The organism is Parahoeflea halophila (genome assembly GCF_900220985.1).
Taxonomy (GTDB): domain Bacteria; phylum Pseudomonadota; class Alphaproteobacteria; order Rhizobiales; family Rhizobiaceae; genus Hoeflea; species Hoeflea halophila.
Window position 1 is genome coordinate 1,545,589 of record NZ_OCPC01000001.1, and the last position, 12,046, is coordinate 1,557,634.

The following is a 12,046-nucleotide window of genomic DNA, read 5'->3' on the forward strand; positions in this document are numbered from 1 at the left end:
TGTGTGCATACCTTCATGGATCATTTGTGGGTGTTCAGGTGTCCTGCCCGATTGCCGGGTTCTTGGTTTGGCTGCGGATTGTCACCGAACACGTCCATCGTGCAGACATGCAGAATGGTGACCGGCTCCGCAGTGTGATTCCACGACGAGTGCCGCCGTGTAGAGGCGAAATGGATCGAGTCTCCGGCTTCAAGCACGGTCGTCTCGTGTTCGACTTCGATGGTGATGGCGCCCTGCAGAACGAAGAACATTTCCTCGCCGACATGCTGGATCGGCTCGGAACGGTAGCCCGGCGGTTCGTGCACGATCACCGAGTTGAGAACGCTGCCCGGGAAGGTCGTCGACAGGCGCTCGTAGCTCAGCGCCGCCTTGTCGACGGCGTAGACCGGGCGCTCATTGTGACGCGTATGCGGTGACTTGCCTTCAGGCTGGGCCAGAAACGTGGTGACGTGGGAGCCGAGCACACCGGCAATCGAAGCCAGCGACGAGAGCGATGGAACCGTGAGCCCGCGCTCGACCTGGGAAATGAAGCCGACGGAGAGCCCTGCAGCGTCGGCGACTTCCTTGAGTGTCAGCGACAACTCGCGGCGCCGGGACCGCAGGCGTTGGCCAAGCGGATCACCGGCTTGACCGGTATCGACGATCTCTTCCGCTGTGTCCCCGCTGCTCACTAATCCGCCTCCTTTTTAGTATTGGTAAAATTTAGGAGCATCTTTCGCCGGCCGTCAAGCGAATTTTACTAATACTAAATTTTTTGTGCGTGGCCGAAGCACATGGGTAGGCCGCCAAGCACGGGACACGCCCTTCGCCAGCCCGGGATCGGGAGGCTGGAGCCACCAGGGATCGTCGATCAGGGAACCATGCGAGATACCGGCAAGGGCTAGGTCCTGCCGCGAGCTTGCTCACTTCGGTTGGCGAGGCTGGGTCTTGTCCGCCTGCCGTTTGCCGGTCACAGTCTGTTTCAGCGATTGAGGCGATCCAAAGTCGGAGGCGGCACATGCAAGGCAAGGCAATGGCTCTTCGAGCGATCCAGACTGATGCCTGGCACTGACATCACTTCTCTCAAGCCGCGAAAGCGCAGGCCGTAGGCCCGAGACCGGCGGACGCAGAGCAAGATGATCGACTGATCGAAAGGGCGGCCCATGAACATGACTTATCGCCCGAAACGCCGGGAGGTTGTTGTCTGCCGCCCGGTTGGCAAGGAGCTTGCAGCAGAACCGTTCAGACCCGGCGAAGCCCGTGCTGGTTCAAGAGATTGATCAGCATGTCCTTGGCTTCGGTCCTGTGCCGCCAGTGGATTTCCCGCGCTGCCCTGGCTTCGCCCCTGGCCAACCACGGACCAGTGGTCTGCGGCAAGGATATCGATGCGGCGGTCTATGCGATGGAAGAGCTGGAGGAAGCGGCAAAACCGACCCTTTTGTGCCGGGGACTTTCACCGGCTTTGCTGACAAAGGAACAGGTGTCGGATCTCGCCCAGAAGTTCGACGTCAGCTGGTAGTCTTCTGAGTTGAGGCCGGCCAAATAATTGCCGGCGCCAAAACTTCTGGTGACCCGAGCCCCGAGTTCCCTCCAGTTTCTGGGGATCAGAGCAGTTAAAAACTGCGCCGCAAATTCACTCAGGCATTGTGGCCTTCATTGAAGGCCGGGCCGAGAAGTCTTCGAACCAAGCTGCCAATCGGGGATGCGTTTTGCGCCAATCCTTGTCGGAGAAGCGGAAATCCAGATAGCCAAGTGCGCAGGCAGCGGCGATTGTGCCGATGCTGACCGGGCCGTTCAGCGTGTCGATCCAGCGCTGTTCAAGGTCGTTCAGTCCGCTGTCGACCTTTTCCATCTGGCTGTCGTGCCAGAGTGCCCAGTAGAATTCTTCGGGGCGCAGGACCTTTTCATAGCGGCACAGAAGCGCCGCGCCCAGAACCGTGTCGGCCAAGGCTTCGAGCGTCATGGCGGCAAATCTTGCCTTTGGTTCGCCGGGCAACAGCGGCACCTCGTCCGACATCGTATCGACAAAGGCACAGATCACGCGGCTGTCATAAAGCGCCGTACCGTCCTCGGCGAGCGCGGTCGGAACCTGTCCCGAGGGGTTTTGCTTGACGATCTCAAGGTCGCGTTTGACCGGCCAGGCCTGGGCCGGCAGCTTCTCGATTTCGGCTGACAGGCCCTTTTCGTGAGCGCAGACAAGCACCTTGCGGACAAAAGGCGATGCGGGTGAGTGGAACAGCTTCAGTGTCATTTCTCTGCTTTCTTCGGTTTTTTCGAACCAGAGCCTGCCGTTGCGATCAGCTGTTGCAGGGCTGCTTCGGGGTCATTGCGCAGGCGCTCCACCAGGAGGTCGCCTGCAAAACTGACGTGTTCGCTCATGATCGCAGCTGCGCGTTCACCTTCCGATGAGCGCAGAGCGCGGGCAATCCGGTGGTGGTCGTCATGGGAGCGGTGGATGATGTCGTAATCGTCCCATAGGATGACCCGGTCAGACACCATCGGCACGTTGTGGGTGCGGGCCACAAATTCGCCCAGCAAGGGATTGTTCGCAGCCCGGATGATGGTCTCGTGGAACTCCACATTCATCCGGCGCCATTGCGGAAGTGCGGCGGGGTCAAGCGTGCCAGACGCCAGGATTTCGTCGCCACTCGCGACCAGGGCATCAAGACGGGCAAGCACAGCTTCCGAACAGCCAAGCCGGGCGGCAATGCGGCATGCCTGGGCCTCCAGAACCGAGCGGATTTCAAAGACACTGCGGATTGTATCCACCGAGAAACTGCGAACCCTGTAGCCACGGTTCGCCTCGTAATCGAGCAGGCCGTCCGTCGCCAGTGTCGCAAGCGCGGTTCGCAAGGGTGTTCGTGACAGACCCAGCAACTCGGCAAGCTGGTCCTGGTGGACACGTTCCCCCGGACGAAGCTGCCCGGCGAGGATCATTTCCCTCAACGTCGTTGCAGCGCCGTCCGCAACCGTTTGTCCATTGACGATCATTTCGCAGCCCCTGTTCTCGCAGGCTTACTGTCGCGGAAATTCGATAGCGTTTCAAGAGTGGATTTTCACAATAATATCCAATCGTGCTGTTTTAAGACGAAATACTGTTGACAAGGCGCCAAAATGTATCCAATTTTTCAAGAGAACGAAGGGTTGGAGAGACGATTTGTCAAAGCTGGCATTGGTATCAGGCGCCGCGGGCGGCATCGGCAAGGCAGTTTGCAGCCGTCTGGCAGCAGATGGATTTACGCTGGTTGCCACGGATCTTTCCGCCGCCGCAGCCGAAGCGGTTGCCGCGAGCCTTCCGGGGAGCGCCCATAGCGGATTCGCGCTTGATGTGTCCGACGAAGACGCGGTCGCGGCACTGATCTCCGAGGTGGAGGCGCGTCAGGGGCCAATCAGCGTGCTGGTGGCTGCTGCCGGCATCCTCATCCTTGATGAAACCGGCCAGCGCCGGCCGATCACGGAAACGTCGCTCGACGAATGGACAACCACCCAGACCATCAACAGCACCGGAACATTCCTGCAATTGCGCGAATTCATGCGGGCGCGCAGGGATCGCCCGGTTGCCGGCGCACGCTTCATCGCGTTTTCCTCTGTCGCCGCACAATTGGGCGGCTACAGGAGCAGTTCGGCCTATATCGCCAGCAAATCGGCGGTCCTCGGCCTTGTTCGCGCCGGTGCGCGCGAAGGCGCGGCCCTGGATGTGGCCGTCAACGCGGTGGCCCCCGGCCTTATCGATGCGCCGATGCTGCGGCTGTCGCTGGACCCCTCCCGCGATGCCGAGATAGCCCAATCGATCCCCCAGGGCCGTATCGGCACTTCCGAAGACGTTGCCGGCGCGGTCTCTTTCCTGGCCGGTGTCGACAGCTCTTACATGACCGGCGCAGTGATTGACGTCAACGGCGGATACCGGATGCAATGATCGGGCGCGTCTCACAGCATATTGCGCATTTTCTGGCGGTCATCGCAGCTCTGGCGCTGCTTCTCATGATGCTGCACGTCACCGCCGACGTGTTCGGAAAATATGTGTTCAACGCGCCCATACCCGGCACGGCCGAAGTCGTTGCCAGCTACTACATGGTTGCCGCCGTGTTCCTGCCGCTGGCATGGGTCGAGATCCGTGGAGGCTCGATCATCGTCGAGCTGATCTACAACATGTTCGGCCACCGCGCGAAGACGTTTTGCCTGCTGACCGCCACAGCACTCTCCGCATTGTTTTACGGTGGGTTGGCATGGTTGTCATTTGCTCCGGCGATGCAGGCGTGGCGCATCGGCGAGATGGTCGAAGGCGCCTGGCGCGTGGTCATCTGGCCGACGAAATTCCTTCTGCCGGTCGGTCTTGCCCTGGCCTGTCTCGCGATGGTGCTGCGCATGATCGACATCATGTCTGGCAGCTACAGGCCGGAGTCCCATCCGGCTGAGCAGAGCTAGGAGGGAAGGCAGATGGATCGCCTGGAAATCGGTTTGGTCGGCGTTGCCGTGATGTTCCTTGCCATCTTGCTGCGTGTGCCGATCGCGGTCGCAATGGGGCTCACCTCATTTGGCGGGATCTGGCTGATGATGGGGCAGATGCCCGCCATCGGGATCGCCAAGGCGATACCCTATGAGATGATTGGCGACTGGAATCTTTCGGCGGTGCCGATGTTCCTGCTGATGGGTTATCTGGCATCAGGCGCGGGATTGACGAAGGGCCTGTTCAACGCGGCACGGGTTTTCCTGAACCGGGTACCCGGCGGGCTCGCCATCGCCTCGGTGGCCTCTTCAGCCCTGTTCTCGTCGGCAAGCGGTTCGAGCGTTGCCACGGCCGCGGCGTTCTCCCGCATCGCCATTCCGGAAATGCTCAAGGCCGGCTACGCACCCTCGCTTGCAACGGGATCGGTTGCAGCGGCGGGTACGCTCGGCTCTCTCATTCCGCCAAGCGTGCTGCTGATCATCTACGGCCTGATGATGAATGTCTCGATCGCAACCCTTTTTCTGGCCGCCGTGGTTCCAGGCATCCTGTCGGGCGTGGTCTTTGCCGCAATGATCGCCCTGCGCTGCATGGTCAATCCCGAGCTCGCGCCCAAGCTGAGCGAGCATACGAACTGGCGCGAAAAACTCGCCCTGATACGCGAGACCTGGCCGTTGCCGCTGCTGATCGCAGGCGTTCTCGGCGGGATTTTTTCAGGAATATTCACCGCCACCGAGGCGGGCGCTGTCGGTGCCTTCTTGGCCGGCTTGATCGCGCTGTCGCGGGGTTCGCTGACAATCGAAATGATGCGCAGGGCGCTGATCGACACGGCGGTCAGCACCGCGGCGATCTTCATCATCGTGGTTTCGGCGGCGTTGTTTGCGCGCTTCATAGCCCTGTCATCGCTGCCCGTATGGGTGACCGCGCAATTTGCCGGGCTCGACACGATCTGGGTGATTGTCCTGATCTGCCTGCTGTATCTCGTGCTTGGCTGCTTTCTCGAGAGCATTTCCATCATCTTGCTGACTGTGCCGGTGCTGGCGCCGCTGCTGACCGATCTGGACATCAACCTGATCTGGTTTGGCGTTCTGGCCGTCAAGCTTCTCGAGACCGGGCTGATCACGCCGCCGGTCGGCATGAATGTCTATGTCATCAAGTCGAGCCTCGGCAACGCTGTTTCACTCGGGACGATCTTTGCCGGCGTCTCCTGGTTCATCCTGGCTGACCTGGTCACGATCACACTGCTCGTCGCCTTTCCCACCATCACGCTCTGGCTCCCGGGACTCACCGGGTAGGCCCGCGCATTTTTTCAACCAGCATCACGGGGTAGTCCCGTGGAATACGGAGGAGGATCTATGAAACATCTCGCAATTTCGGCGCTTGCCCTGACGGGACTTGTCGCGACACCCGCCCAGGCGGACACCTACATCGCCACCAACTGGCTGGCACCGGTGCATATTCTCAACGAACAGCCCTATCAGCGCCTCGCCGAGGATCTGGCCGGGGACGAGGCCGCCAACATCACCTTTGAAGTCTATTCAAGCGGGTCACTGGTTCCGGCCAAGGCGACCATGCAAGGCATCCGCGACAACGTGGCCCAACTGGGCGTGGTCTATCCGGGTTACACGCCGTCAGAACTGCCGGTGAACAACGTGCTCAACGATCTCGTCTTCACGTCCGATGACGCGCTGGCTTCGGCGCTGGCCTATACCGAAATCGGTGTGATGAACGAGCGTGTGCAAGGTGAATGGCGCAAGAACGGCGGCATCTTCCTGGGCGGCTATTCAACGCCTGTCTATTACTTCATCTGCATGGAGCCGATCCGGACGCCCGAGGATGCCAAGGGCAAGAAAATCCGCACCGCCGGCGGCGCGCAGACCAATTGGGTCGAAAGCCTGGGCGGCGTGCCGGTCTCGGTTCCGATCGGGGATGTCTACTCGGGCTTGAGCCGCGGCTCTCTCGATTGCACCATGTCGGACCCGACCAATCTCGACAAGGGCAACAAGTTCTGGGAAGTCGCCAAGAGCGTCACCACACTGCCGATGGGCGTGGTGATGGGGGCGACCTATGTCGTCAACCCCGATTTCTGGAACGGCCTAAGCGGCGACCAGCACAAGGCGCTGCTTGACCATCTGGCACTTGGCGTGGCGCGGACGCAGATAACCTATGCTGCTGATGTGTCTGCTGCAATGCAGGGATCACGCGAACGTGGCCTTGAGATCGTCGAGCCCGACGCAAGCCTGAGCGACGCGCTGGCATCCTTCCAGTCGAACTTTGTCGCGGACCTGCCGCAAAAATCCATGGCCGATCGCGGCATCGAGGATCCGGCGGCCCTCATCGAGGCGTTTCTGGCCAGCCAGAAGGCATGGAAACAGCGCCTCGAGGGCATTGACCGGGAAGACCCGGAAGCGGTTGCACAGCTGATCCGGGACGAAATCTACGGCAAGCTCGATCTCGCCAGTTTCGGCAAGTGATCTTTCGCAGGGGCCCGCGGAGGGCCCCTGCCTTCAACTGAACAACGCGGAGATCCAATGGGACAGGCGCAGACCTCGATTGTCACGGGCGGTGGCGCCGGCATCGGACGCGCAATTGCGCTTCATCTGGCGCAAGCGGGGGACAACGTAATTGTCGCCGATCTGAACGCATCCGGTGCCGGTGAAACCGTGGCTCTGATCGAACAGGCCGGTGGGTCCGGGCAGGCTGCCGCGCTGAACATCACGGATAGGGCGGCGGTCGATGATCTGATCGGCAGAGCCTGTGATCTGCGCTGCCTTGTCAACAACGCCGGTATCTTTGATGTCAAATCCTTTGACACGCTCTCGGCCGACGATTTTCGCAGGATGTACGAGGTCAATTTGGTTGCTCTGTTCGGGCTTTGCCAGTCCGCCGCACGGGTGATGCCGCGTGGGGGCACAATCGTCAACATTGCCTCGCGCGCAATGCTGGGCGCCGCCCAGTATGTTCATTATGCAACCTCCAAGGCAGCGGTTGCCGGCTTTACCCGGTCGCTGGCCCTCGAGCTGGCCCCCAAGGGCATCAGGGTCAACGCCGTAGCACCTGGCGTGATCGAAACAGACATGCTGCGCGCCCGCTCCGATACCAATCTGGACGCGCTCCGGGCACTTCAGCCGGGCGGTGAATTGGGCACCCCGGACGACATTGCTGCAGCTGTCGAGTTCCTTGCCTCACCACAGGCAAAATTCATAACCGGTCAGGTTCTTCTGGTTGACGGTGGCCGGTCTCTCGGTGGGTCACTCGGTATCTGAGGGCAACAATCATGAATTTCGACAACAAAATCGCGGTGATCACAGGCGCCGCAGCTGGCATTGGCCGCGCCACCGCGGACCTGTTTGCTGCCCGTGGGGCGCGCATTCTCGCGATAGACCGCGATGCCGATGGTCTTTCCGCGCTCGCGGATCGCGGCATGGCGACCCTTTGCGCAGACGTGACCGACAGCGATTTGCCCGAGGCAGTCGCCGGAAAAATCGCGCCCATGGGCGGTCCGCTGTCCATACTTGTCAACAATGCCGGCATCGGCGGCGGTGGCAGGATGCTTGAGACCAGCGACGACGATTTGCGGCGCCACTTTGAGGTCAATGTCGTCGGTCTTTTCAGGTTGGCGCGCTTTGCTGTTGGCGAGATGAAGGCTGCCGGTGGCGGGTCGATCGTCAATGTCGCCTCCATCTATGCCGAGGTCGGCGCCACCGGTTCCGCAGGCTATTCAGCCTCCAAAGGCGCCGTCGCCGCGCTGACGCGGCAGATGGCAACGGATTACGGTCACGATGGCATCCGCGTGAATGCAGTTGCTCCGGGCCTGATCGAAACACCGCTGACTGCCGAACGCATTCGCACCGAAGCCTGGCGGCACAGCATATTTGTCAAACAGTGCCCGCTGCAAAGGGTTGGTCAGCCGGATGATGTTGCCCGTGCCATCGCCTTTCTTGCAAGCGACGAGGCGGAGTTCATATCCGGCGAAACGCTGCGTGTTGATGGCGGCTGGGCAATGGGGCGGTTTCCCAGGGAGAACCAGGCATGAGCGCGGCGGCAACACCGGCAAAATCCTATGACCTGATCGTGGTCGGTTCCGGCGCTGCGGGAATGGCCGCAGCATTGACGGCCAGGATCGGCGGGCTCGATGTCGCGATCTTCGAAAAAGACGATCTGATTGGCGGTTCGACCGCGGTCTCGGGCGGCGCGATCTGGATCCCTAACAACCCACTGATGCGTGCGGCGGGCATGGAAGACGATGCGGACGCCGCGTTCGAATATCTCTCGGGCGAAGTCGGCAACCTGATCGACGTCGATCTGGTAAAGGCATTCATAGAATCCGGCCCCGAAATGGTGGATTTCTTTCAGCAAAACACCGAGCTCAAATTCGAGTACCGTGCGTTTTCTCCCGACTATCACCCGGACCGGCCGGGTGCGGCGATGGGCGGACGTGTACTGGACGCCATAACTTTCGACGGGCGCAAGCTGGGGAAAGCGTTTTCGCGGCTGAAGCCTCCGATTGCTGATTTTACGCTCTTTGGCGGCATGATGCTGAACCGGTTCGATATCGGCCATTTCATGAACATGACCCGCAAGCCCGCCTCGGCATGGCATGCGGCAAAACTGCTGGCCCGTCATGGGCGCGATCGTATCAGTCATTCCCGCGGTACCCGTCTGACGCTGGGTCAGGCTGTCGCCGGACGGCTTGCCCTGTCGGCTCTCAAACGGGGGATTCCGGTCTTTACCGGCATGGCGCTCGAGCGGCTTGTGATGGATGGAGACCGTGTCACCGGAATCGAGTCCCGGGATGGTGAGCAGATTCTTGCGCGGCGCGGCGTCGTTCTGGCCACGGGCGGCTTTCCTGCAAACGCCGAGTTGCGCAAGGACGTCATGCCCCATGTCGCCAGGGGGGCTGCGCATTATTCGATGTCGCCGAAACCCGCAACCGGCCGCGCGATCATGGCCGCACAGGAGATCGGCGCGCATTTCATCACAACCAACCGGAATGCTGCGTTCTGGGCTCCGGTCTCGCTGATCCCCGAAGCGGATGGCGGCAGCCGCCCTTTCCCGCATCTGTTCCTCGACCGGGCCAAGCCCGGTGTCATCGCTGTTTCTCCGCAAGGAAAGCGCTTCGTCAACGAAGCCGCCTCCTACCACGATTTCGTCTCCGGCATGACCGATGCCGGACTCGCCGAGGCCTGGCTGATCTGTGACCATCGTGCGCTCAGGCGCTACGGTCTTGGCCCGGTGCGCCCTGACCCCGCCCCCTACCGGCATCATCTGACATCAGGCTATCTGAAAAAGGCCGGCACGCCTGCGGCCCTTGCTGCTTTGATCGGGGTTCCGGAACAAGCGCTCGCCGTGACGATCGAACGTTTCAACAGTGATGCAGCCCGTGGGCAGGATCATGAGTTTGGCAAGGGCTCGACTGCCTATCAGACCTATCTGGGGGATGCCGAAAACCAGCCCAATCCCTGCCTGCGTCCACTGGAGAATGCGCCCTATTATGCGGTGCGCATCTATCCCGGTGACATTGGCACTTCCATGGGGCTGTCAGTCGATCGCCATGCGCGGGTGTTGCGGGAAGACCGCTCGGTGATCCCCGGGCTTTATGCGTGCGGAAACGACATGAACTCGATCATGGCCGGGACCTATCCGGGCGCCGGCATCACGTTGGGACCTGCGCTTACATTCGGATACATCGCGGGCCGCCATGTTTCCAATGGGAAAGACGAGGGACACGGATAACGCCCATTTTCCCGTCTGGGACCAGCTGCGTCAGGGCGGCGACGGGAGCCGCACAGACTGTGTTTCACGAGGTGAAGCGGTCCTGTTGCAAACTCCTCGCCAGCCGGCGACTGATGCCTCTGACCGCGTCTCGCACTACCCTGCGTTAAGCCACTCCCGCAGCTCTGCTTCCGCGCGTTCGAGTGCGCTGTAGTTGAGCAGTTTGCGCAATAGGGCCACGGTGACAGCGCGGGTGCGCAGGTTGAAACCGCCGTCCTCATTGGCATCGCCTGCGGCCTGGCAGACATCGAGCATGTCATAGAGTTGCTGCAGCCGGTTCTGAACGCTGCGCAGGGACAGGTTGCGGCGTCTGGCGATGGCCCGGTCGGTCAGTCCGAGCGCGATGTTGATGAGGATCTCATACTCGGAATCGGTGAACCCGTTGGTCTGGCCGAGGCTTTTTTTGCTGAAGCCCGCGGACCTCGCGGTCGATGACGCACTGGCTCTCGATAAAGATCGACCGCAGCGCCAGCCTGTGCCGCTCGTCGGACGCCGATTTCAGCACATAGCCATAGGCAGCACCATCCGGCACGATGCGGGAGACGCCGCGGACATAGGCCTCGTCGGAATAGTTCGACCAGAACAGGATGTGGGTCTCGGGCCGTTTCTTCCAGATCGTGCGCGCCGCCTCGATGCCGTTGCGGGTCGCCATCTGCAGGTCCATGACGATATGCGCGGTCTTGCGGTCGCGGGCGAATTTTCCCCGGCAAGCCCGTTTTCGGCCTCGATGACGGTGTCGCATTCCGGCAAGGCTGCAATGGCGGCCTCATGCAGATAGGACCGGTGCAACGGGTCATCCTCAACGATCAGAACCTTCATTTCGCTCCTCCCGGGGAAGCTCGCCTCCTGCCGGCAATTCTGGCGCCAGCGGCAGCACCACGCGAACCAGCGTGCCATGATTGTCACGCCAAGGCGTGATCGACAACCGCGCCGGGATCAACAGTGCGCGGGTCCGCATATTGTCAATTCCGCCGTCAATCCGCTTGTACATTCTGGCAGGTCCGCTGCCATCGTCGGAAATCTCGATCACCAGCCGGCCGTCCGCCACCTTGAGCCGCACCATGACAGTGCCGGGGGCGGCGTGACGCACGGCATTGTTGATGGCTTCTTGCGCAATCCGGAAAAGCGCAACGCTGACGGTGGGCTCCAGATGCTCCAGGGCGTCGCCGGTCTCGTCCCTGAGTTCCCTTCTGATGGCGGCGCCGGATTCGCGCGTTGAGCGGTCGAGATGGTCTTCGATCGCCTGGGCCAGACCGAAAAGCTGGAGCACGGAGGGTCTTGCCTGTTCGATGATATGGCGCAGGTCCTGCATGCTTTGCTGCAGCGAACGGGCAACCGGCTCGAGCGCTTTGGGCGTCACCTCGGTGAAGCGGGACAGGCGGTCGATGCGGCGGGCGAGCCGCGTCAGGTCGGCGAGTGTCTGATCATGCAGGTCCATGCCGATGCGCTGGCGTTCCTGCTCGAGCGCTTCGGTGAGCTTCAGCGCGCCGAGCCGCAGCCCCACTTCCAGGGCCCGCGCCACGGCTTCGACAATGGCCGAGCGCTGCGCCTGTTCGGCGGCGCGCAGGGCATAGAAATAGGGTGTCAGCAGATCGGCGATGATGCGGGCGCGCTCCACATCCTCCATGGTGTAGACGCCGGCCTGCTGGGACGAACAGGACAGGGCCGCGATGATGGTGCCCTGCACCTTCATCTATGTGGTTGAAGGAGATTGTCGTCGATTCTCCAATCCGCGATGATCTCGCGAGCGTAGCGGTGGCTGCGGAACAGATGCGTTTTGAGGCACTCGTCCCGCCGCCTGCCGTTGAAGCATTCGACAAAGCCGTTCTGCATCGTCAGGCCGCTCGC

General features: G+C 61.4%; 11 protein-coding genes and 3 pseudogenes. 8 read left to right on the top strand and 6 right to left on the bottom strand.

Annotated features, from left to right (window positions below; all coding sequences use genetic code 11):
• Positions 1 to 20: 20 nt before the first annotated feature.
• Positions 21 to 671 (bottom strand): helix-turn-helix domain-containing protein, encoded by a 651-nt coding sequence (locus CRO46_RS07245; protein WP_210421488.1) that lies wholly within the window; start codon positions 669 to 671, stop codon positions 21 to 23.
• Between the two features lie 593 nt (positions 672 to 1,264).
• Here CRO46_RS07245 and CRO46_RS20300 point away from each other — a divergent pair.
• Positions 1,265 to 1,498: a class II aldolase/adducin family protein gene (locus CRO46_RS20300; RefSeq protein ID WP_097106307.1), complete on the top strand. Its 234-nt coding sequence runs from the start codon at positions 1,265 to 1,267 to the stop codon at positions 1,496 to 1,498.
• Positions 1,499 to 1,612: 114 nt separating this feature from the next.
• Here the strand turns inward: CRO46_RS20300 and CRO46_RS07255 are convergent, their stop codons facing one another.
• Positions 1,613 to 2,224: a glutathione S-transferase gene (locus CRO46_RS07255; protein WP_210421509.1), complete on the bottom strand. Its 612-nt coding sequence runs from the start codon at positions 2,222 to 2,224 to the stop codon at positions 1,613 to 1,615.
• A 2-nt stretch (positions 2,225 to 2,226) separates the two neighbouring features.
• Positions 2,227 to 2,970, bottom strand: a complete 744-nt coding sequence (locus CRO46_RS07260; protein ID WP_097106311.1) for a GntR family transcriptional regulator — start codon at positions 2,968 to 2,970, stop codon at positions 2,227 to 2,229.
• Between the two features lie 166 nt (positions 2,971 to 3,136).
• On the opposite strand from CRO46_RS07260, the gene CRO46_RS07265 reads away from it, so the two are divergent.
• Genes CRO46_RS07265 through CRO46_RS07295 form a run of 7 tightly spaced genes read left to right on the top strand, consistent with a single transcriptional unit; the run spans position 3,137 to position 10,159 of the window.
• Positions 3,137 to 3,895: an SDR family NAD(P)-dependent oxidoreductase gene (locus CRO46_RS07265; RefSeq protein ID WP_097106313.1), complete on the top strand. Its 759-nt coding sequence runs from the start codon at positions 3,137 to 3,139 to the stop codon at positions 3,893 to 3,895.
• The gene (locus tag CRO46_RS07270; protein WP_097106314.1) at positions 3,892 to 4,404 is read left to right on the top strand and encodes a TRAP transporter small permease subunit; all 513 of its coding nucleotides are present in this window, start codon (positions 3,892 to 3,894) and stop codon (positions 4,402 to 4,404) included. Before CRO46_RS07265 ends, CRO46_RS07270 begins: the two co-directional genes overlap by 4 nt.
• Positions 4,405 to 4,416: 12 nt before the next feature.
• Positions 4,417 to 5,718, top strand: a complete 1,302-nt coding sequence (locus tag CRO46_RS07275; protein ID WP_097106316.1) for a TRAP transporter large permease — start codon at positions 4,417 to 4,419, stop codon at positions 5,716 to 5,718.
• A gap of 60 nt (positions 5,719 to 5,778) precedes the next feature.
• Positions 5,779 to 6,897, top strand: a complete 1,119-nt coding sequence (locus tag CRO46_RS07280; protein WP_097106317.1) for a C4-dicarboxylate TRAP transporter substrate-binding protein — start codon at positions 5,779 to 5,781, stop codon at positions 6,895 to 6,897.
• 57 nt (positions 6,898 to 6,954) lie between these two features.
• Complete coding sequence (locus tag CRO46_RS07285; RefSeq protein WP_097106319.1) at positions 6,955 to 7,689, top strand: SDR family NAD(P)-dependent oxidoreductase; 735 nt, start codon at positions 6,955 to 6,957, stop codon at positions 7,687 to 7,689.
• Between the two features lie 11 nt (positions 7,690 to 7,700).
• On the top strand, positions 7,701 to 8,459 hold the full coding sequence (locus CRO46_RS07290) for an SDR family NAD(P)-dependent oxidoreductase (RefSeq protein WP_097106320.1): 759 nt from the start codon (positions 7,701 to 7,703) through the stop codon (positions 8,457 to 8,459).
• Positions 8,456 to 10,159 carry an FAD-dependent oxidoreductase gene (locus CRO46_RS07295; RefSeq protein WP_097106322.1) on the top strand — a complete coding sequence of 568 codons (1,704 nt, stop codon included), beginning with the start codon at positions 8,456 to 8,458 and terminating at the stop codon, positions 10,157 to 10,159. Before CRO46_RS07290 ends, CRO46_RS07295 begins: the two co-directional genes overlap by 4 nt.
• Before the next feature lie 135 nt (positions 10,160 to 10,294).
• Here the strand turns inward: CRO46_RS07295 and CRO46_RS07300 are convergent.
• From CRO46_RS07300 to CRO46_RS07310, 3 pseudogenes are all read right to left on the bottom strand, one after another.
• Positions 10,295 to 11,017 (bottom strand): annotated as a pseudogene (locus CRO46_RS07300) (response regulator).
• Positions 10,998 to 11,891: pseudogene (locus CRO46_RS07305) on the bottom strand (sensor histidine kinase); the annotation flags it as partial. The pseudogenes CRO46_RS07305 and CRO46_RS07300, both read right to left, overlap by 20 nt.
• A gap of 2 nt (positions 11,892 to 11,893) precedes the next feature.
• Positions 11,894 to 12,046: pseudogene (locus CRO46_RS07310) on the bottom strand (integrase core domain-containing protein); the annotation flags it as partial.

Coding starts and splice junctions, on each gene's coding strand:
- CRO46_RS07275 (WP_097106316.1), top strand. CDS start 4,417: ATGGATCGCCTGGAAATCGGTTTGGTCGGCGTTGCCGTGATGTTCCTT.
- CRO46_RS07290 (WP_097106320.1), top strand. CDS start 7,701: ATGAATTTCGACAACAAAATCGCGGTGATCACAGGCGCCGCAGCTGGC.
- CRO46_RS07285 (WP_097106319.1), top strand. CDS start 6,955: ATGGGACAGGCGCAGACCTCGATTGTCACGGGCGGTGGCGCCGGCATC.
- CRO46_RS07295 (WP_097106322.1), top strand. CDS start 8,456: ATGAGCGCGGCGGCAACACCGGCAAAATCCTATGACCTGATCGTGGTC.
- CRO46_RS07280 (WP_097106317.1), top strand. CDS start 5,779: ATGAAACATCTCGCAATTTCGGCGCTTGCCCTGACGGGACTTGTCGCG.
- CRO46_RS20300 (WP_097106307.1), top strand. CDS start 1,265: ATGTCCTTGGCTTCGGTCCTGTGCCGCCAGTGGATTTCCCGCGCTGCC.
- CRO46_RS07260 (WP_097106311.1), bottom strand. CDS start 2,970: ATGATCGTCAATGGACAAACGGTTGCGGACGGCGCTGCAACGACGTTG.
- CRO46_RS07270 (WP_097106314.1), top strand. CDS start 3,892: ATGATCGGGCGCGTCTCACAGCATATTGCGCATTTTCTGGCGGTCATC.